Source organism: Klebsiella sp. PK18 (assembly GCF_057784655.1).
On the sequence record NZ_CM173493.1, the window covers coordinates 2,186,792 to 2,205,685 of the forward strand.

Annotated in this window: 15 protein-coding genes and 2 pseudogenes; 14 read left to right on the forward strand and 3 right to left on the reverse strand. The window is 63.7% G+C overall.

The genetic code is table 11. The annotated features are described in order from the left end of the window. Positions 1-12 precede the first annotated feature (12 nt). On the forward strand, positions 13-1,209 hold the full coding sequence (gene mhpT / locus AC3EMD_RS10620) for a 3-(3-hydroxy-phenyl)propionate transporter MhpT (protein ID WP_012967942.1): 1,197 nt from the start codon (positions 13-15) through the stop codon (positions 1,207-1,209). A 102-nt stretch (positions 1,210-1,311) separates the two neighbouring features. Next, positions 1,312-2,037 carry a purine nucleoside phosphorylase YfiH/LACC1 family protein gene (locus AC3EMD_RS10625; protein WP_110220794.1) on the forward strand — a complete coding sequence of 242 codons (726 nt, stop codon included), beginning with the start codon at positions 1,312-1,314 and terminating at the stop codon, positions 2,035-2,037. A 12-nt stretch (positions 2,038-2,049) separates the two neighbouring features. Here the strand turns inward: AC3EMD_RS10625 and AC3EMD_RS10630 are convergent, their stop codons facing one another. Both AC3EMD_RS10630 and AC3EMD_RS10635 read right to left on the reverse strand, forming a co-directional pair. After that, on the reverse strand, positions 2,050-3,630 hold the full coding sequence (locus AC3EMD_RS10630; RefSeq protein ID WP_110220793.1) for a rhodanese homology domain-containing protein: 1,581 nt from the start codon (positions 3,628-3,630) through the stop codon (positions 2,050-2,052). Between the two features lie 5 nt (positions 3,631-3,635). Further along, on the reverse strand, positions 3,636-4,238 hold the full coding sequence (locus tag AC3EMD_RS10635) for a cysteine dioxygenase family protein (RefSeq protein ID WP_008804491.1): 603 nt from the start codon (positions 4,236-4,238) through the stop codon (positions 3,636-3,638). 106 nt (positions 4,239-4,344) lie between these two features. Here AC3EMD_RS10635 and AC3EMD_RS10640 point away from each other — a divergent pair, with 106 nt between their 5' ends. The 7 genes and pseudogenes from AC3EMD_RS10640 (at position 4,345) to AC3EMD_RS10670 (ending at position 11,376) form a co-directional block, all read left to right on the forward strand. After that, the gene (locus AC3EMD_RS10640) at positions 4,345-5,238 is read left to right on the forward strand and encodes a LysR family transcriptional regulator (RefSeq protein ID WP_008804492.1); all 894 of its coding nucleotides are present in this window, start codon (positions 4,345-4,347) and stop codon (positions 5,236-5,238) included. Positions 5,239-5,382: 144 nt separating this feature from the next. Further along, a pseudogene (locus tag AC3EMD_RS10645) lies at positions 5,383-6,478 on the forward strand (LLM class flavin-dependent oxidoreductase). Beyond that, a complete protein-coding gene (locus tag AC3EMD_RS10650) occupies positions 6,465-7,616 on the forward strand; it encodes an acyl-CoA dehydrogenase family protein (RefSeq protein ID WP_023322821.1) in 1,152 nt (383 codons plus the stop codon). The pseudogene AC3EMD_RS10645 and the gene AC3EMD_RS10650 overlap by 14 nt, the downstream one beginning before the upstream one ends. Positions 7,617-7,621: 5 nt before the next feature. Then, complete coding sequence (locus tag AC3EMD_RS10655) at positions 7,622-8,584, forward strand: ABC transporter substrate-binding protein (RefSeq protein WP_008804495.1); 963 nt, start codon at positions 7,622-7,624, stop codon at positions 8,582-8,584. Continuing rightward, positions 8,581-9,618 carry an ABC transporter substrate-binding protein gene (locus tag AC3EMD_RS10660; RefSeq protein ID WP_302074071.1) on the forward strand — a complete coding sequence of 346 codons (1,038 nt, stop codon included), beginning with the start codon at positions 8,581-8,583 and terminating at the stop codon, positions 9,616-9,618. The genes AC3EMD_RS10655 and AC3EMD_RS10660 overlap by 4 nt, the downstream gene beginning before the upstream one ends. Beyond that, positions 9,599-10,594, forward strand: coding sequence for an ABC transporter permease (locus AC3EMD_RS10665; RefSeq protein ID WP_023297803.1), 996 nt, complete (start codon positions 9,599-9,601; stop codon positions 10,592-10,594). Before AC3EMD_RS10660 ends, AC3EMD_RS10665 begins: the two co-directional genes overlap by 20 nt. Next, the gene (locus AC3EMD_RS10670) at positions 10,588-11,376 is read left to right on the forward strand and encodes an ABC transporter ATP-binding protein (protein WP_038431399.1); all 789 of its coding nucleotides are present in this window, start codon (positions 10,588-10,590) and stop codon (positions 11,374-11,376) included. Before AC3EMD_RS10665 ends, AC3EMD_RS10670 begins: the two co-directional genes overlap by 7 nt. A 147-nt stretch (positions 11,377-11,523) precedes the next feature. Here the strand turns inward: AC3EMD_RS10670 and AC3EMD_RS10675 are convergent, their stop codons facing one another. Beyond that, a complete protein-coding gene (locus AC3EMD_RS10675; protein WP_072122350.1) occupies positions 11,524-13,596 on the reverse strand; it encodes a TonB-dependent siderophore receptor in 2,073 nt (690 codons plus the stop codon). Positions 13,597-14,101: 505 nt separating this feature from the next. Here AC3EMD_RS10675 and AC3EMD_RS10680 point away from each other — a divergent pair. The 5 genes and pseudogenes from AC3EMD_RS10680 (at position 14,102) to AC3EMD_RS10700 (ending at position 18,860) form a co-directional block, all read left to right on the forward strand. Beyond that, positions 14,102-14,923, forward strand: coding sequence for an ABC transporter ATP-binding protein (locus AC3EMD_RS10680; protein ID WP_023297800.1), 822 nt, complete (start codon positions 14,102-14,104; stop codon positions 14,921-14,923). Continuing rightward, complete coding sequence (locus AC3EMD_RS10685) at positions 14,920-15,945, forward strand: FecCD family ABC transporter permease (RefSeq protein WP_117119254.1); 1,026 nt, start codon at positions 14,920-14,922, stop codon at positions 15,943-15,945. Before AC3EMD_RS10680 ends, AC3EMD_RS10685 begins: the two co-directional genes overlap by 4 nt. Further along, complete coding sequence (locus AC3EMD_RS10690; protein ID WP_302074072.1) at positions 15,942-16,994, forward strand: FecCD family ABC transporter permease; 1,053 nt, start codon at positions 15,942-15,944, stop codon at positions 16,992-16,994. Before AC3EMD_RS10685 ends, AC3EMD_RS10690 begins: the two co-directional genes overlap by 4 nt. Continuing rightward, positions 16,984-17,961, forward strand: coding sequence for an ABC transporter substrate-binding protein (locus AC3EMD_RS10695; RefSeq protein WP_302074184.1), 978 nt, complete (start codon positions 16,984-16,986; stop codon positions 17,959-17,961). The genes AC3EMD_RS10690 and AC3EMD_RS10695 overlap by 11 nt, the downstream gene beginning before the upstream one ends. Beyond that, positions 17,927-18,860: pseudogene (locus AC3EMD_RS10700) on the forward strand (MurR/RpiR family transcriptional regulator). Before AC3EMD_RS10695 ends, AC3EMD_RS10700 begins: the two are co-directional and overlap by 35 nt. Positions 18,861-18,894 lie beyond the last annotated feature (34 nt).

The window sequence follows — 18,894 nt, forward strand, 5'->3', positions numbered from 1 at the left end:
CCAAGGTACCCTATGACCAAGATAACGACTGCAAACCCCTCGCGCCTGGTGGTCACCATCGGGCTCTGTTTTATGGTGGCCCTGATGGAAGGGCTGGATCTGCAGGCGGCGGGGATCGCCGCCGTCGGCATGGCGCAGGCCTTTGCGCTGGATAAAATGCAGATGGGCTGGATCTTCAGCGCCGGGATCCTCGGCCTGCTGCCCGGCGCGCTGGTGGGCGGCATGCTGGCGGACCGCCACGGGCGCAAGCGCATTCTGCTGGGATCGGTGCTGCTGTTTGGCCTGTTCTCGCTGGCCACCGCGGTGGCATGGAGCTTCCCGACGTTGCTGCTGGCGCGCCTGCTCACCGGCGTCGGGCTCGGGGCGGCATTGCCGAACCTGATCGCCTTAACCTCGGAAGCCGCTGGCTCACGCTTCCGCGGCCGGGCGGTAAGCCTGATGTACTGCGGCGTGCCCATTGGCGCCGCGCTGGCGGCGGCGCTGGGCTTTTCCGGTCTCGCCGCGGCCTGGCAGACTATTTTCTGGATTGGCGGCGTGGTCCCGTTACTGCTGATCCCGCTGCTGATGCGCTGGCTACCGGAGTCGCAGGCGTTTCAGCGCGCGGAGGCCAGCGTGCCGCTGCGCACCCTGTTTGCCCCGGGCCAGGCCGCCGCCACCCTGCTGCTGTGGCTGGGCTATTTTTTCACCCTGCTGGTGGTCTATATGCTGATCAACTGGCTGCCGATGCTGCTGGTGGGCCAGGGATTCCGCGCCAGCCAGGCGGCGGGGGTGATGTTCTCTCTGCAGATCGGCGCCGCCTGCGGCACGCTGCTGCTGGGAGCGCTAATGGATAAGCTCACCCCGCTGCGGATGTCGCTCCTGATCTACAGCGGGATTCTGGCTTCCCTGCTGGCGCTGGGCAGCGCGTCATCGCTGAACGGAATGCTGCTGGCGGGGTTTGTCGCCGGGCTGTTTGCCACCGGCGGCCAGAGCGTACTCTATGCCCTGGCGCCGCTTTTTTATCCCGCAGCGATCCGCGCCACCGGGGTCGGCACCGCCGTGGCGGTGGGCCGTCTTGGGGCGATGAGCGGCCCGCTGCTGGCCGGCAAGATGCTGGCCCTCGGCACCGGTACCGTCGGGGTGATGGCGGCCTCGGCGCCGGGTATTGTGCTGGCTGGGGTGGCGGTGTTCTGGCTGATGCATCGCCAGCAGCGCGCCGCGATTGTCTGAGACGCATCCGGCGGTCTGGCAAAAAAATGCCGGGCCGCCGCCTTGCCTGTCCGCGTCACCTGGCCTATGGTAAGACATCATTCCCTGACGCTTATCGTCCCTATGGCTTACACCTCCCGTTTGCTCAATGCTATCCCTGGCATCCGCCACGCTTTTCTCGATGTCCACGAAACCGCCGCCTTTCCCTATGCCGAGCTGGCTCCGGTGAAGCTGGTGCATGGTAATGAGGTTCATCATTATCAGCAGCCGCTGCCGACGCGCCCGCACGCCGACGCGGTGTTTACCGCGGTAGCCGGGCAAAAGGTGGGGGTGGTGACCGCCGACTGTCTGCCGATGCTGATCGCCTCGCGCGACGGTCGCTTCGTCTGCAGCGTGCATGCCGGCTGGCAGGGGCTGGTCAGCGGCATTGTCGATAATAGTCTGGCCTGTTTTCGCCAGCAGGGGGTGGCATTGGCCGATCTGGTCATCGCCGTGGGGCCGCATATTCACCCTTGCTGTTACGAAGTCTCCGCCGGATTTTATCAGCAACTGCTGGACCAGCCCGGCGGTGATCGGGTGGCCCGCCATCGCCAGCGGCTGTTTCATTCCCGTTCGGGCCCGGTCAGCGATCCGCTCAAAGCCGCCGCACGCGGCAGCGATAATCTGTGGTTTGATCTGCGCGCCTTTGCCGAAGTGATCTTCGCAGAGGCGGGAGTGTCGCCGGCGAGCGTTGAATGGCTGGGGAGTTGCACCTACTGCACCCCGCAGTCGCTGGGCTCCTACCGACGCCGGACCCATTTTCCGGCGCCGAAGAGCTTTCAGTATTCGTGGATCCTGCGCGAGGCCTGAGGCGCGCTCGCGCTAGAGCACCCGAAAACCGTGGGTGCCGTCGCGGGCCAGCTGATCCACCAGGCCATACTCCCACTCCAGATAGGCCTGCATGGCCTCGGCGGAATTATCGGTTCCTTCGTACGGACGACGATAGCGGTCACGGCGCTCGACGGCGAGGCCGCTATCGCCATGCGCCAGCGGCAGACCGGCGGCGATCCACGCCAGCGTCCCGCCGGTAAGCAGCTGCACCGGTTTACCGGTCAAGGCCGCCACCTCCGGCACCGCGTAGCGGGCCAGCAGACTGCTGCCGCAGGTCACCACGTATCGCTGTGCGGGAGGGATCACATCCAGGGCCTGGCGCAGCTGCGAGCGCGTTAGCCACCACGCGCCGGGGATATGGCGAGCGACAAAGTTGGCGCTGGTGGTAAAATCGAGCACCACCGTACCGGGTTCGTCCAGCTGTTGCGCCAGCTGCGCCGGGCTTATCTCCTCCGCCTGCGGGCCGGGCGGCACCTCGGCGGCCGGCACCCCGCGTTCGCTCAACTGGCTGGCCGACAGCGCGCTCAGCCGCGCCGTCTCCCAGCCCATCTGCGCCAGCCACGAGCCGGTTATCGCCGCCCGGATGCCATCGTCATCCAGCAGCACAATTCGCGCCCCTCGTACGCTGGCGAAGTGATCGGTCTCCTGCAGCAGCTGGCCGCCTGGCGCGCTCAGGCTGCCGGGATAGTGACCCGCCGCGTACTCCTCGGGGCTGCGGACATCAAACAGGAAGGTAGTGCGGTCGCTCTGCTGCAGCCAGCGTTGCAGCGTGGCCTCATCGATGACCGCCACCCCGGCCCGTTCGGCAAAATGCGCCACCTCAGCGGCCCGGACGCCGGAGGCGCGGGCGGAGGGATCGTATTGCCGCTGCTGCTGGTGCGCCAGCGTCTGGCCGGCCAGCGTCCAGCCGATAGTGCCATTGCGCAGGGCATGGACCGGGTTTGGCACGCCGGCGTTGATCAGCGACTGGGTGCCGATGATGCTGCGGGTGCGTCCGGCGCAGTTGACGATAACCGGCGTCTGCGGGGAGGGCGTCAGGCTCTCCACCCGCAGGGCCAGCTCGCCGCCGGGCACGCTGATGCTGCCGGGGATGCTCATGGTCTGGTACTCATCGAAGCGCCGGGCGTCGACGATCACCACCTCCTGCCGGCTGTCGATGAGCGCCTGAACCTCCTGGGCGCTGAGCGACGGCGTGTGACGCACGCTTTCCACCAGTTCACCAAAGGCTTTGCTGGCGGAGTTGACGTCCTGAAACAGCTCGCCGCCGCTGCGGCGCCAGCCGGCGAGCCCCTCTGTCAGCAGGGCCACATCCTGATAGCCCCAGGCCCGTAGCCGTTCGACGGCGATCTCCGCCAGACCTTCGCCGTTGTCGTAGACGGTGAGCGGGGTGGTGAAGCGCGGTATCCGCCGGCGGACCTCCAGCTCCAGTTTGCTGAGCGGCAGATTGACGGCAAACAGCGGATGAGCGGTGGCGAAATCGGCCTCTTCACGGACGTCGATCAGCGCCAGTTCACGACGGTCGAGCAGCGCCTGGCGTATCCCGGCGGCCTGGCGATAAGCGTAGGTGGGCATAGTGGTTATCCTTGATGTTCGCGGGACAAATCCCAGATATTGGGTAAATGGCGGTTAGAGTAGCCGGAGATAAACGGTTTCTGCTGCCCTTCCGGGGTATACACGGCGCGCTTCACCGCGCCGATATTGCCGCCGTAGATGTGAATGCTGATGGAGACGCGATCCGCCAGCGCATTGCTGACGCGATGAATATCGCCATCGTCAGCGGAGACTTTCTCCACCTGGCCTGCTTCCAGAAGCGTGGCGGCGCCCAGCGCGCGCGGGATGCCATCGGCATCCAGCTGGTAGCGCTGGTTTTCCTCCGCGCCGCGCAGCATACCAATGGCCCCCCACACCCGGTGGTCATGGATCGGCGTCGCTTGCCCCGGTCCCCAGACGAAGCTGACAATCGAGAAGCGCTCCCCGGAGTCGGCATGCAGCAGATACTGCTGGTAATGGTGCGGATGCGGCAGGGTGTACTCTTCCGGCAGCCAGTCGTCGTAACGCACCAGCGCCGCCAGTCGCTGCGCCACGGCGTCAAGCAGCGGGGCGGTCTGGTGGTGCTCACGGTGCAGGCGGTCTACCTCATGAATGAAATGGCGTAATTTTTCCAGTCGTGGTGCAGTCATGTGCGGTTCCTGTCAGAGGGACTGGTCAAAACGCTAACAGAGGCGTTAATATTATTTAAATGCAATTTACGCATATATTAATATGCAAATTTCACATAAGGATCCTATGCGCATTGACGATATCGACGCTTTGCTGGCCACGGTGCAGTTTTCGTCCCTCAATCAGGCCGCGGAATATCTGGGGATCACCCAGTCGGCCATCACCCGGCGCCTGCAGCGCCTGGAGCAGGAGCTGAACGTGACGCTGTTGGAGCGCCAGACCCGCCCGCTGACCCTGACCGCCGCCGGACACCGGGTGTACGAGCAGTGTCTGAGCATTAAGCGTGAGACGAAAAAACTCTACAGCCTGTTGGATCCGCAAGGCGAGCCGCGCGGCGCGCTGCGTCTCGGTGTGCCGCAGAGTCTCAGCGAGATTGCCCTGCCGGCGGCGCTGTCAGCGCTGAGCCAGCAGTTTCCCGGACTGTCGCCGCAGATCACCTGCGGCTGGAGCGGACAGCTGCAGCGTCGGCTGGAAAACGGCGAGCTGGACGGCATGCTGGCGATGGGGCCCGCCCAGCAAAGCTTCGCCGAGGGCTATAGCGGGCGCCTGCTGTGTCCCCTGGAGGTGGTGCCGATCGTCGGCCGGCGTTTGAATTTGCGCGCGTCATCCCTGCGGGAGTGCGCCGAACAGGGCTGGATCCTTAACCCCGACGGTTGTGGCCTGCGCGCCGGGCTCATTCGCGAGCTGCAGAGTCAGGGATTGCGGTTGAAGCTTAATGTCGAAAGCGCGGGCGCGCAGCTGCAGATAGCGCTGGTGGCGCAGGGGCTGGGACTGGGTCTGGTGCCGCGGGCGGCGCTGGCCAACAGCCCGTGGCGGGACGAGATCGCGGTCCTCAATCTCAGCGATTTTCAGCCTGCGGTCTCACTGTGGCTGATCCACGCCCAGTATCTGGCAAACCTGCAGCCGCCGCTGACCTTTTTCGCCAGCAAAGTGGTGCAGCAGCTGACAGTATCCGACTGAAAGCACTATGCATTTTTGTTTAATGCTAATTCAGCATATTAAGATATGATAAAAATGCATTTTGCTCATTAACACACTCTGTATAGGGTAATGACCAGCGCCGCTGTCGCGGCCACTCCATTACCCTGACGCAAGGAGTTGTTCATGAGCATTCAGTTTCTCGGCATGATTGGCCACCGCCTCTCTTCCGAAACGATTGCCCCGGTGGGGCCGATCTTTGACCGCGACTATATCGTTCGCTTTGCGCAAACCCATGAAGCCGCCGGGTTTGATCGTCTGCTGGTCGGCCACTGGTCCGATCAACCCGACGGCTTTCTGGTGACGGCCCTGGCGGGGCTGTCGACGCAGAAAATCCATTACCTGCTGGCTCATCGCCCCGGTTTTGTTTCGCCAACCCTCGCCGCGCGCAAATTCGCCACCCTTGAGCACCTGTTGGGGGGCCGGCTGGCGGTGCATATCATCAGCGGCGGCAACGATGCCGAGCAGCGCCGGGATGGCGATTATCTCGACCACGACCAGCGCTACGCCCGCACCGACGCCTTCCTCGACACCGTGCGCCAGGTGTGGACCAGCGAGCAGCCGGTGGATATTCACAACGATTTTTATCAGGCCGAGCAGGCCTGGTCCGCCATTCGCCCGCTGCAAAAACCGCATCTTCCCATCTACTTCGGCGGCTCGTCGGAAGCGGCCATCGCCGTCGCCGGCAAACATGCCGACGTCTTCGCCCTGTGGGGCGAGTCGCTGGCGCAAACCGGAGAGACCATCCAGCGCGTGCGCGCCGAAGCGGCGAAACACCAGCGTGATATCGGCTTCAGCGTCTCGTTCCGGCCGATTATCGCCGACAGCGAAGCCGAAGCCTGGGAGAAAGCCGAGCATATCCTGCACGTCGCCACCGAGCAGGCGGCACAGCGCGGAGGGGGTTTCAAAGCCAAACCGGACAGCATCGGCGCCCAGCGGCTGCGGGCCACCGCGGCGCAGGGCAGGGTGGTGGACAAACGTCTGTGGACCGGCATCGCCCAACTGGTGGGCGGCGGACATAACTCCACCGCGCTGGTGGGCACCCCGGAGCAGGTGGCGGATGCGCTGCTCGATTACTACGACCTCGGCGTGCGTAACTTCCTGATCCGCGGCTTCGATCCGCTGAACGACGCGGCCGACTATGGCCGGGCGCTGCTGCCGATCGCCCGGGAAAAAGCCGCCCGGCGTGCGGTGGCGGAGCGCGCATCGTGATCCATCCTGAGCGCGACGACTGGGCCCGGCAGCTGACGGCGCTCCGCCAGCAGATGGCAGAGCAGGCGGCCAGCCTTGATGCCAGCGGCGACTTTCCCCAGCGTAATATCGACCATCTGCGCGCGGGGGGCTGGTTAAGTCTCGCCGTGCCGTCATCCTGCGGCGGCGCGGGCGCCACTCTGGCCCAGCTGCAGCAGGTCATCGCCGCCATCGCCTGGGGAGAGCCGGCGACAGCGCTGATTGTCTGCATGCAGTATCTGCACCATTTGCGGCTGGCGGAAAATGACGCCTGGCACGCGCCGCTGCGCCAGCAGGTTTTTCACGATGCTGTCGAACACGGTGGCCTGATCAACAGCCTGCGCGTCGAGCCGGAGCTGGGATCCCCGGCGCGGGGCGGCCTGCCGGACACCGTGGCGACCCGTCGCGCGGAGGGCTGGGACATCAGCGGCCATAAAATTTATACCACCGGCATTGAAGGGCTGCGCTGGCTGGCGGTGTGGGCCAGAAGCGATGATAACCCGCCGCTGGTGGGCACCTGGCTGGTGGCTGGCGACAGCCCGGGTATCAGCGTGGTGAAAAGCTGGGATCACGCCGGGATGCGGGCCACCGGCAGCCATGAAGTTATTTTTAACCACGTGCGGGTGGCGGCAGAGCACGCGGTGGATGTCTGGCCGGCCGATGCGCCACCCGCCGCGGAGGCCGAACCGTTTCGCCTGTTCGCCAACCGGCAGACGGCGCTGCTGGCGGCGATCTATGACAGCATTGCCCACGCCGCTCACGACTGGCTGGTGAGGTGGCTGGCGGGACGGGTACCCGCCGGTCTCGGTCATCCGCTCTCTCGTCTGCCACGGGTGCAGGAGAAAGTCGGGCAGATCGCCGGGCTGCTGCTGGTCAACCGCAGCCTGCTGGAGCAGGCCGCCGCGCTGCGCTTTTCCGCTATCGAGGCCAATCTGGCGAAAGTCACCATCACCGACAACGCCATTCAGGCGGTGAATATTGCGCTCGAGCTGACCGGCAATCATGGCCTGAGCCGACAGAACCCGCTGGAACGCCACTACCGCAACGTGCTCTGCGGACGGGTACATACCCCACAGAGCGACAGCGCCTGGCTGGCAGCCGGCAACTTCGTCTTTCAATCACAAGGATAATCACGATGCGTCTATCATTTTCAGGCCGGGTGGCGGCAGCGCTGATGCTGCTGGCGCTGGGCGGCTACGCGACAGCGCAGGAGCGGATCACCCTGCGTATCGCCGATCAAAAAGGCGGCATGCGTTCGCAGCTGGAGGCGGCCAACGCCCTGCAAAATCTCCCTTACGACATTAAGTGGGCCGAGTTCCCGGCCGCCGCGCCGCTGGCGGAAGCCCTCAACGCGGGCGCCGTGGACGCGGGGATCATCGGCGATGCGCCGTTGCTCTTTGCCCTGGCCAACGGTGCGCCGGTCAAGGCCATTGCCGTGGATAAAAGCAACCCGGCGGGGACCGCGGTGCTGGTTTCCCCCGGCAGCACGTTAAAAAGCGGCGCCGATTTAAAAGGCAAACGCATCGCCACCGGTAAAGGGTCGATTGGTCATTTCGTGGCGCTGAAAGCGCTGGAGCAGGCGGGGATTTCACCGAAGGAGGTGCAGTGGGTGTTCCTCGGCCCGGTGGACGCCAAAGTGGCGCTGCTTAACGGTTCGGTAGACGCCTGGGCGACCTGGGAGCCCTACACCACCCAAATGGTGAAGACCAACGAGGGGCAGATTCTGGTGAGCGGCAAAGGGCTGCTGCCGGGGAATACCTTCCTCGCGGCAACGGATTCCGCGCTTAACGATCCGCAAAAACGCGCCGCGCTGCAGGATTATCTCCAGCGCCTGGCCGGCGCTGAGCGCTGGGCCTACGCCAATCTCGACAGCTACGGCAAAACGCTGGGGGAGATCATCCGCTTCCCGGCGGAGATCGCCCGCGCGCAGTTTGCCAACCGCCAGTCGCAGTGGCAGCCGCTGGCAGAGGAAACGGTGACCCAGCAGCAGGCAACGGCGGACTTTTATCTCGCCAACGGCCTGATCCGCACCCGGCTGGACGTGAAGCCGACCTTTGACCCCAGCTTTAGCGTGCCCGCCGCCGAGGTGACACCATGACCAGAAACACTTTTTCCCGCCGCCGTTTTTTACAGCTCAGCGGCGGCCTGGCGCTGGCCGGGGTCTCTCTGCCGCTGTGGGCTCACGATATGGCGAACATGGCCAGCAGCGATGCCCATCCGGCGCTGCGCCTGCCAGAGCCCTACAAGATCAAGCTGGCGATCAATAAAAGCGCGGTATGCCTCGCGCCGGTCGCCGTCGCCGAGCAGCAGAAGATTTTCAGTAAATATAACCTCGACGTTGAGTTTGTTAACTTCGGCAACTCCACCGATGTGCTGCTGGAGGCGATCGCCACCGGTAAGGCCGACGCCGGGGTGGGGATGGCGCTGCGCTGGCTGAAGGCGCTGGAGCAGGGCTTTGACGTCAAGCTCACCGCCGGAACCCACGGCGGCTGTCTGAACCTGCTGACGGCCAAAGACTCGCCGTTCGGCGGCCTCGAGAGCCTGAAGGGACAAACCATCGGCGTCACTGATATGGCCGGGCCGGATAAAAACTTCTTCGCCATTCTGCTTAAGCGCCACGGTATCGACCCGATCAGCGACGTGCAGTGGAAAGTCTACCCGGCGGATCTGCTCAGCGTGGCGCTGGACAAGCGCGAAATCGCCGCCATCAGCGGCAGCGAGCCATTCAGCTATCGTCTGCTGGAGACCGGCAAGTATCAGCTGATCGCCAGCAATATGACCGGGGATTATGCCAACCTCAGCTGCTGCGTGCTGGGGGTGAGCGGGAGCCTGGCGCGGGACCATAAACCGGCGGCCGCCGCGCTCACCCAGGCGATCCTTGAGGCGCACAGCTATGCCGCAGCGCATCCGGAAAGCGTGGCGCAATCCTTCCTCGCCCATGCCCTGAACACCAGTGAAGCGGAGGTGAGCGGCATCCTGCACGGGCAGGGCCACGGCCATCACGCGGTGGGCGAAGCATTCGTGAAAGAGCTGACGCAGTACGCGGTTGACCTGCAGCGAGTGCAGGTGATCAAACCGGGTACCGATCCCCATCAGTTCGCGGAGAGTATCTATGCCAACGTATTCGCCTGAGCAGGCTCTGGCGCGCTCCACCGGCCGCGCACCGCTGTGGGGAGAAGGGCTGCTGGCCGCCGCGCTGTGGCTGCTGGGCGGTCTGTTTACCCTGGCCTGGCCCGATGCCGGGCGGCGCTGGCCGTTTAGCGAAGGGTGGGCGCTGGCGCAATTCACCCTCGGCGGTGGATTACTGCTGCTGGCGCTGAGCTATCGCTACTGGCGAGCGCGCGGCGCGCGTGTGCGGCATGCCGGCAAGTGGCTGGCGCTGTTGCCGGTGCTGTTTGCTGTCTGGGAAGGGCTGACCGCCAAGAGCGCCGTGCTACCGGTGCCGTTTTTCGCGCCGCCGCAGGCGCTGATCGAAGTACTGCACGACGACTGGCCGCGCCTGCTCGACAGCCTGCTGCACTCGCTGGGGCTGCTGGGGCTCGGCGTGCTGCTGGGCACCAGCAGCGGGTTCATCACCGGTCTGTCCATCGGCTGGTCGCAACGGATTGGCTACTGGGTGCATCCGGTGTTACGTCTGCTGGGCCCGGTGCCGTCCACCGCGCTGCTGCCGCTGTGCCTGTTTATTTTTCCCTCGAGCTTCGGCGCCAGCGTGTTTTTGATCGCGCTGAGCACCTGGTTCCCGGTCACGGTGCTGACCTGGTCCGGAGTGATGGGCATTGATAAGGCGTGGTACGACGTGGCGCGGACCCTCGGCGCCAGCCAGCGTTTCCTGATCCTGCGGGTGGCGATCCCCGCCGCGCTGCCGAACGTCTTTGTCGGCCTGTTTATGGGGCTCGGCGCGTCGTTTTCGGTGCTGATTGTCGCCGAAATGGTCGGGGTGAAGTCAGGGATCGGCTTTTACCTCCAGTGGGCCCAGGGCTGGGCGGCCTATCCGAATATGTACGCCGCGCTGCTGGTAATGGCGTTGTTATGCTCCGGCCTGATAAGCGGATTATTTATGCTGCGTGACCGGCTGCTGAGCTGGCAGCGAGGAGGAATGCAATGGTAACAGCGACGTCAGATTCGCCGGCGATAGCGCGCGGCGCGGCGGTATCCATCAGCCATCTTCATCATGCGTTTACGCTTGGCAAACAGACGGTACCCGTGCTGGAGAATATCAGTCTACAGCTGCGTCCGGGGGAAAGCGTGGCGCTGCTGGGCCCTTCCGGCTGCGGTAAATCAACCCTGCTGCGGCTGCTGGCGGGGCTGGAAGCGCCGCAGAGCGGACAGATGCAGATCGACGGTGCGGCGCCCGGCGCCCCGGGGCCGGAGCGGATCCTTGTGTTTCAGGATCCGACGCTCTACCCATGGCTGACGGTACGGCAGAACGTGCTGCTGGGCCCGCAGGCGCAGGGCAAAAAGGGGCTGGAGGCGAAGGCCGACGCGCTGATTGACCGCATCGGGCTGCAGGCCTTCAGCGAGGCGTGGCCGCGGCAGCTGTCCGGGGGGATGGCGCAGCGTGCGGCGCTGGCGCGCGCCTTATTGAACGAACCGCGCCTGCTGCTGCTCGACGAGCCGTTGGGTAAGCTGGATTCCCTGACTCGCATCAGCATGCAGCGGGAGCTGATCGCCCTCTGGCAGCAGCAGGGGTATACCAGCCTGCTGGTGACCCACGATATCGAAGAGGCGCTGCTGCTGTGCGAGCGGGTGCTGGTGATGTCGCCGCGTCCAGGGCGGATTATCGCCGAGTTCGCGCTGCCGCTGGATTTTCCTCGTCATCGCGATAACCCGCAGCTGCTGCAGCATCGTCAGGATATATTGCGCATCCTCGGCCAGGAGGAGGACTGGTAAGCTGAACGCATTGCCCGGTGGCGGCTGCGCCTTACCGGGCCTACGAACTCGACAGGAAGGGGAAGGACCGCAGGCTATGCAGTTGTAGGCCGGCGCAAGCGCAGCGCCGCCCGGCAATGAACATCCGGCGCGACGCCATGGCCCGGCTTAAAAATCCATCTTCACCGTGAACTGCACTTCGCGCGGGTCGCCAATCTGGTTGCCGAGGTTATTGGTGCCGATCGAGGAAGTGTAATAGGTCTTATCAAACAGGTTCTTCACATTCACCTGCAGCGTCACCGGATACTGCAGCTTCATCTTATAGGCGGCGAACACATCCGCCACCGCATAGCCCTGCAGATAATAATCCGCGCCGTTGGTGCCGGAGCGCTTGCTGACCGCATGACCGCCGCCGCCGACGGTCAGGGTATTGCTGTTATAGACGTTATGAATGTCATAGGTCAGGAACAGCGAGCCGGTATGTTTCGGTACGTTTGGCAGCGGTTTCCCGGCGTAATCCGGATCTTCCAGCACTTTGGCGTCGGTGTAGCCGTAGCTGGCGATCACGCTGAGGTTATCGGTGATGGACCCCGCCAGATCCACTTCCACGCCCTGGGAACGCACTTTGCCCGCTGTTTTGGCCACCGTCTCATCGCCAATGCTCTCGGTGTACAGCACGTTACGCTTATGAATATCAAACAGCGCGATATTGGCGGTAATGCCGTTTAACAGGTCGAATTTGGCGCCGACTTCGTAGGAGGTGGACTCTTCCGGCGGCAGCTCGCCGATATAGCTGGCGATCGATGACTGTGGCATAAACGACTGGGCGACGTTGGCGAACAGGGAGACGTTCGGCGTCACCTTGTAGACCAGGCCGGCTTTCGGCGTCCATTTCTCATCGCGGCTGTCGGTATTGACGTTAAACGGTCGGCCTTTACCGGCGTACTGGGTGTAGTACTGGTAGCGCACGCCGGCGACGGCGATCCAGTTGTCGGTCAGGTACAGCGCGTCCTGCACGTATGCGGCATAGCTCTCCTGCTGGATACGCTGATCGCTGTCGGAGGCGGAGACGGTATTACAGGTGTCGAGGGTGCCGTAGACCGGATGATAGATGTTAAAGCCTTTCACGTTCTTGCAGCGCAGCATATCGGTGCGCAGCAGATCGTAATTCTCATAGGCGACGCCGGTCAGCAGTTCGTTATAAAAACCGCCTACCACCACGTTGCCCTGCAGGTCAGCGCGGGTGGAGTGCATCTTCTGCGTTGAACCGTGGGTACCGTCGACCCGGCGGGTGAGGTTGCCGGTCGCCGAATCATAGGCCATCACCCGCGCCTGGTTATCGTTGTAATTATCCTGGCTGTAGCTGTAGTCGAAGCGCGCGGTCCAGGCGTCGTTAAGGCGATACTCGGCGTTGAGCTGAGCGAGATCGGAATAGCCATCGGTAATATTAAACGCTTCATCGAAGCGGGTTTTGCGATCGACGTTCACCGCATGGCCGGTATTCAGATCGAAAATAGTGCCGCGGTCAAAAGGCGCGCTGTAGTCGCGGTGCGAATAGGACGCGGTCACCGTCGCCCGTTCACCAAACCAGGTCAGGGAAGGGGCGATAAAGCTGCTTTTGTTTTTACCAAAATTGCGCCAGTAATCCTCATTCTGGTATTCCCCAATCAGCCGGTACGCCAGATTCGTGCCTTCGATGGGGCCGGTGACGTCGAAGCTGCCGGTACCGCCGCCAAAGCTGGTGGACGTCGCGGAAACCGAACCGGAGAACTGCCGCTCAGGCCGTTTGGTGATGACGTTGATCAGCCCGCCGGGGTCGAGGATACCGTACAGCGTCGAAGCTGGCCCCTTCAGGACTTCCACCCGTTCGGTGGCGGCGTTAAAACTGCGTGGCAGCACGGTGCGCAGACCGTTGGTCATGATCGAGCCGTCGCGGTTGGCGCCGAAGCCGCGGCGGGTAAAGGCGTCCTGGGTACCGCCGAGGGTGTTGGTCTGCACCACGTTAGCGACGTTATACAGCGCCTCATCGAGTGAGGTGGCGTGCTGATCTTCGAGAACCCGATCGCTGACGGTATTAACCACCTGCGGAATATCCAGCAGCGGCATCGAGGTCAGCGTCGCGGTGGCGGAGCTGAGTGGCTGATAGCCGCTGGTGGCGCTCTGCTGCGCGCCGTCGGCCACCACGGTGATGGTCTCTTCCGCGTCGTTATTACTTTTCGCCGCGCTATTGTCGGCGGCCATTAATCCCGGTGAGGCTAAAAAAAGAAGCGAAAAAAGCGCGCGCCCTTGCAACGCTCTGCAGGCGACATGGGGTTGAGTCATTATCTGTTTCTCGTGAACGAATCTGCCTTTGCGGTCAGATTAAGCCAATAAAATCATTGCCCTGAATAATAAAAGCACTCTGTTTAGCGTCTGAACGCGCCTTCAGATGTGTAATTGAGAATCATTCAATCATGAAGGGATGTAGTAGTAAATGTTATGTAAGATAAAAAATTGGCGGTGGGAAATGGCGGGGTTATCACGTCTTTTCAATGAGGTGGTGTGTTGTTATTTTATTGATATTAAATGATTTTATTGGTTTTGCTGTTGCGCAGCCTCGCTGTAGTGCTCGCGACGGACGGATGACGATGGCGAGTATTGACTACTACATCTATCCCCGTCATGATCAAAAGAGAATGAGATTTATTTTTGTTTGACTGCAGACTGTTCAGCGATGGCCTGGAACGCTGCGGCGCAGGAGCGAGTTATGCCACAGCGGGTGAAACCTGCAGAGCAGGGGATCGTACTGGATGCCCTGTCGGCCGGATACGGCCAGACCCTGATCGTTGACGATATCAACCTGACCATTCCCACCGGCAAAATGACGGTGCTGGCCGGGGCGAACGGCTCCGGTAAATCAACGCTGCTCTCGACCATCGCCAGAATGCTGAAACCGCTCGGCGGCTGCGTGCGTCTGGACGGGCAAGCCATTCACCAGATGCCGACGAAAGCCGTCTCGCGCCAGCTGGGCATCCTCCCGCAATCGCCGGTGACCCCGGAAGGGTTAACGGTTTTCGAGCTGGTCTCGCGCGGGCGCTACCCATGGCAAGGGCTGATGCGCCAGTGGTCCGAGGCCGATGAGCTGGCGGTGGAGGAGGCGCTGCGCTTAACCGGTACCGCCGAATTCGCCCATCTGCCGGTGGACAGCCTCTCCGGCGGCCAGCGTCAGCGCTGCTGGATCGCCATGGCGCTGGCCCAGCAAACGGCCACCATTCTGCTCGATGAGCCGACCACCTGGCTCGATCTGCGCTATCAGGTCGATATCCTCGAGCTGCTCCAGACTCTCACCCGCGAACATGGCCGCACGGTGGTGACGGTGCTCCATGACCTCAACTTTGCCGTGAACTATGCCGATCTGCTGGTATTCCTCAAACAGGGGCGCATCGCCGGCACGATTAGCGACAACGACGTCTGTAGCCCTGAGCTGATTAAACGCGTGTTTGACGTTGACGTGCAGATGTCGATTAACCCGCAAACCGGCAAACCGTTCTTTATGCCGTTTCGCGCCCGCCAGGCCGTTGACGCATGAGCGCCGCCGTTCTGTACGCCGCGCGGCGTCATGCCCGCCCCCGACTGGCGCTCTTGCTGCTAACGCTACTGCTTATCGCCGCCTCGCTGGTGCATCTTGGCTTAGGCGCCCGCTGGATCGCCCCACAGACGGTGCTGCAGGCGCTGCTGGAGTACAATCCGCGCAACTTCGACCAGCGAATCATCGTCGATCTGCGCCTGGTGCGGCTGGCGGCAGCGCTGCTGACCGGCGCGGCGCTCGGCGTCGCCGGGCTGCTGCTGCAGACGGTGATCCGTAACCCACTTGGCGAGCCGCATATTCTCGGCCTTAACGCCGGCGCCTCGCTGGCGGTGGTGGCGACCTCGGCGCTGGGCCTGTCTCTCGGCGTTTTTCCAGCCGGGCGCCCGCTGACCGCCGCCTGCGGCGCGGGGCTGCTGTTCGGTGGCGTGATGGCGCTGGCCTCTGCCGGGCGCGGCGGGGCGACGCCGCTGCGCATCACGTTGTGCGGAGTGGCGCTGTCAGCGTTTGCGTCGGCGGTGACGGCGGCGATATTGATCCTCGATGAACAGACGCTGCTGGCGATGCGTACCTGGCTGGCCGGCGACCTGGCCGGACTGAACTGGAGCACGCTGCAGACGGCGCTGGTTCCGGCGCTGATCGGCCTTGGCGTCGCGCTGCTCATTGCCCCACGGCTTAATGTGCTGGCGCTGGGGGATAAGGTGGCGCTGGGCCTTGGCATTAATCTCGTCCAGACGAGGCTGCTGGGTCTGCTGGCGATTGCGCTGCTGTGCGGTGCGGCGGTGGCGGTGGCCGGGCCGATCGGTTTTGTCGGGCTGGTGGTGCCGCACGTGGTGCGCCGTCTGGTGACGGAAGATATCCGTCTGGCGCTGCCCCTGGCGGCGCCGGTGGGGGCGCTGGTGCTGGTGCTGGCGGACATCGCCGCCCGGACGCTGGTCGCGCCGCAGGAGCTGGCGACCGGGGCGATGACCGCCCTGGTGGGCGCGCCGCTGTTTATCTTTATCGCCGCGAGGTTTTTTAAATGACGCGCGCTGTTCACCGGGCCGGTTTTCGGCCGCTGGTTATCGCCTCCCGCCAGCTGCTGCTGCGCCCGGCGGCGCTCAACATTGCCGCCATCATGATGCTGATGCTGCTGGCGCTCGGGCTGTACAGCCTCAGCCGCGGCAGCTTTCCGTTGCCCGCGTCGACGCTGGCGCGGGCCCTGCTGGCGCCGCAGGATATGGGCGAGCAGCCGCGCTTTATTCTGTTTGATATCCGCCTGCCGCGGATCCTGATGGCGCTGCTGTGCGGGGCCATGCTGGGGCTGGCCGGCGCGGCGATGCAGAGCATCACCCGTAACGGGCTGGCCGACCCGGGGCTGATTGGCGTCAAAGAGGGGGCCAGCATCGTGGTGCTGGCGCTGGTGCTGTTTTTCCCGGCGGTAGGCCTGGTCTGGCGGCCGCTGGCGGGAATGGTCGGCGGCGTGGCGGTGGCCTTGCTGGTCCTGACGCTGGCGCGCGACTGTTCGCGGCCGCGCTTTATTTTAATTGGCATCGGCGTCTCCTGGACTCTGGCGGCAGCGGTCGGCATCTTTATGACCACCGCCGACGTTCGCGACGTGCAGACGGCGATGATCTGGCTGGCGGGCAGCCTGCAGGCCGCGACCTGGCCGCTGCTGGCGGTGGCCTTTTGCTGGGCGCTGCCCGGGGCCATCATCCTGTTCTGTACCGCCCGGGCGGCGGACGTGGCGCTGCTGGGCGACCGGACCGCCATCGGCCTCGGCGTACATCTGCAGCAGCTGACGATGCTGCGCTTTTTCGCGCCGGTGCTGCTGACCTCGGCCAGCGTCTCCTGCGTCGGCAGCCTGGGCTTTGTGGGCCTTATGGCGCCGCATATGGCGCGTTTTGTGCTGCGCGGCGGCCAGGTATCGCTGCTGTGCGGCAGCGCGCTGATTGGCGCCTTGCTGGTGCTGGTAACCGATACCCTTGGCCGGCTGGCGTTTGCCCCGCTGCAGATCCCGGCGGGGATTGTCATTGCCCTGGTGGGCTGCCCATTCTTTGTTGTCTTGCTCTGGCGTCGCCGTGATGCCCTTTAACCAGGAAGGTAGTATGCGTTGGTTCGTCTCATTGCTGCTGTTGCTGACGGGGGCCGTCAGCGCCGCCGCCCCACAAACTCAAACTTTCACCGATGATTTAGGCCGCACGGTCACAGTCCCGCTGCATCCGCAGCGCATTGTTTCGATGCACGATCTCGATATTACCATTCCGTTGATTGAGCTCGGGGTGCCGCCGATCGCCAGCCACGGCCGGACGCGCCCGGACGGCAGCCACTATCTGCGCGCCAGCGCCCAGCTCACCGGTGTCGATTTCGACAACAGCGATATCCGCTTTATTGGTACCGCCGATATCGATCTGGAAGCGGTAGCCGCCGCAAAGCCGGATCTGATTATCACCGAGCCCAGCCGCCATGTGTCAGTGGAGCAACTGGAGAAGATTGCCCCGACGGTGAGCATCGACCATCTGCAGGGTAGCGCCCCGGAGATTTACCGCAAGCTGGCGCAGCTGACCGGCACCCAGCCGCGGCTGGCGATCCTTGAGCGCCGCTATCAGGAACAAATCAAACAGCTTAAAGCGATGGTCAACCCACCGCAGTACAGCGTCTCCGTGATCCAGGCGAACAACGGCAAGGTCACGGTGCACCATTCGTATCATGCGCTGGGCCGGGTGCTGCGCGACGCCGGGTTCCGCTTTCCGCCGCTGATTGAGCGGATCCCCGACGGTCAGCGCATTGACGTCAGCGCTGAACAGTTGCCGGAGCTGGATGCCGATTTTGTCTTCGCCACCTGGCGGTCGGATACCGGCGGTAAGCCGCAGGATGAGCTGCAGGCGATGGAAGGTGTGATGCCCGGCTGGTGTGACTTTTTGCGTGCCTGCCGCACCGGGCACTATATTTTGCCGCCGCGGGAAGAGGTGATCTCTAACTCCTACGCCGCGCTGTCTCTGATGGTGGCCCAGGTGCAGTCGCATATTGCCGGCAGGCCCATCCCGGCGGAGGCCAAATGAAAAGCGCGGTAAAAAAAGAGAAGGGCAAAGTCGATCTGTTCGGCGAACGCTATCGCGCCCGGGCGCACCAGCTTTCCCCCCGGCTGCGGGCCGTGGTCAGCTATATCAACGACAACCGCGAGGTGGTGCTGGAGCATACGGCGATGGAGATCGCCACGGCGACCCAGACCTCCGACGCCACGGTGGTGCGCGCCATCCAGGCGCTGGGCTTCGCCGGGCTGCGCGAGCTTAAGCAGACCATGGAGCGCTGGTTCGGCACCTCGGTTACCTCGGCGGAAAAAATGCGCTCGACGGTCACGGCGCTCTCCAGCGACGTCAACTCCAGTATTGATTTTGTGCTTGAAGGCCATCAGCGGGTCTGCGAGGTCCTGTCGCGCGCCGACAACCGCGCGGCGGTGGCCCAGGCGGTGGCATTGCTCAGCGACGCGCGCCAGGTAGGGATCTTCGGCATCGGCGCCTCGGGGATCCTCGCCGAGTACACCGCCCGGCTGTTCAGCCGCATTGGCTTGCCGGCGTATGTGATGAACCGCACGGGCTTTAGCCTCGCCGAGCAGCTTATCGGCCTGCAGCGCGGCGATGTGCTGATCATGATGGGGCAAAAATCCCCCCATCGCGAAGGGATGACCACCCTGCGCGAGGCGAAGCGGCTGGGTATCCCGACGATCCTGCTGACTCAGGCGGTGGACTCGCGCTTCAGCCAGGAGGCGCAGGTAGTGATCGACGTCCCGCGCGGCGGCGACAGCAGCCGGATGCCGCTGCACGGCACGGTGCTGGTCTGTCTGGAGATGATTGTCCTGTCGGTGGCCTCCACCACGCCACAAAAAACGGTGAAATCCCTGAAACGAATCAACGACCTGCACCGGGCCATCGGTAAATCCGGCGGTAAACGGGGCAGTTGAAGAGATAATTCACCAGCGGGAAGGTTTCCGGTTG

Excerpts from the sequence above, each read along its gene's own strand:
- mhpT (WP_012967942.1), top strand. The coding sequence starts at position 13 with ATGACCAAGATAACGACTGCAAACCCCTCGCGCCTGGTGGTCACCATC.
- AC3EMD_RS10625 (WP_110220794.1), top strand. The coding sequence starts at position 1,312 with ATGGCTTACACCTCCCGTTTGCTCAATGCTATCCCTGGCATCCGCCAC.
- AC3EMD_RS10630 (WP_110220793.1), bottom strand. The coding sequence starts at position 3,630 with ATGCCCACCTACGCTTATCGCCAGGCCGCCGGGATACGCCAGGCGCTG.
- AC3EMD_RS10635 (WP_008804491.1), bottom strand. The coding sequence starts at position 4,238 with ATGACTGCACCACGACTGGAAAAATTACGCCATTTCATTCATGAGGTA.
- AC3EMD_RS10640 (WP_008804492.1), top strand. The coding sequence starts at position 4,345 with ATGCGCATTGACGATATCGACGCTTTGCTGGCCACGGTGCAGTTTTCG.
- AC3EMD_RS10655 (WP_008804495.1), top strand. The coding sequence starts at position 7,622 with ATGCGTCTATCATTTTCAGGCCGGGTGGCGGCAGCGCTGATGCTGCTG.
- AC3EMD_RS10660 (WP_302074071.1), top strand. The coding sequence starts at position 8,581 with ATGACCAGAAACACTTTTTCCCGCCGCCGTTTTTTACAGCTCAGCGGC.
- AC3EMD_RS10665 (WP_023297803.1), top strand. The coding sequence starts at position 9,599 with ATGCCAACGTATTCGCCTGAGCAGGCTCTGGCGCGCTCCACCGGCCGC.
- AC3EMD_RS10670 (WP_038431399.1), top strand. The coding sequence starts at position 10,588 with ATGGTAACAGCGACGTCAGATTCGCCGGCGATAGCGCGCGGCGCGGCG.
- AC3EMD_RS10675 (WP_072122350.1), bottom strand. The coding sequence starts at position 13,596 with ATGGCCGCCGACAATAGCGCGGCGAAAAGTAATAACGACGCGGAAGAG.
- AC3EMD_RS10680 (WP_023297800.1), top strand. The coding sequence starts at position 14,102 with ATGCCACAGCGGGTGAAACCTGCAGAGCAGGGGATCGTACTGGATGCC.
- AC3EMD_RS10685 (WP_117119254.1), top strand. The coding sequence starts at position 14,920 with ATGAGCGCCGCCGTTCTGTACGCCGCGCGGCGTCATGCCCGCCCCCGA.
- AC3EMD_RS10690 (WP_302074072.1), top strand. The coding sequence starts at position 15,942 with ATGACGCGCGCTGTTCACCGGGCCGGTTTTCGGCCGCTGGTTATCGCC.
- AC3EMD_RS10695 (WP_302074184.1), top strand. The coding sequence starts at position 16,984 with ATGCCCTTTAACCAGGAAGGTAGTATGCGTTGGTTCGTCTCATTGCTG.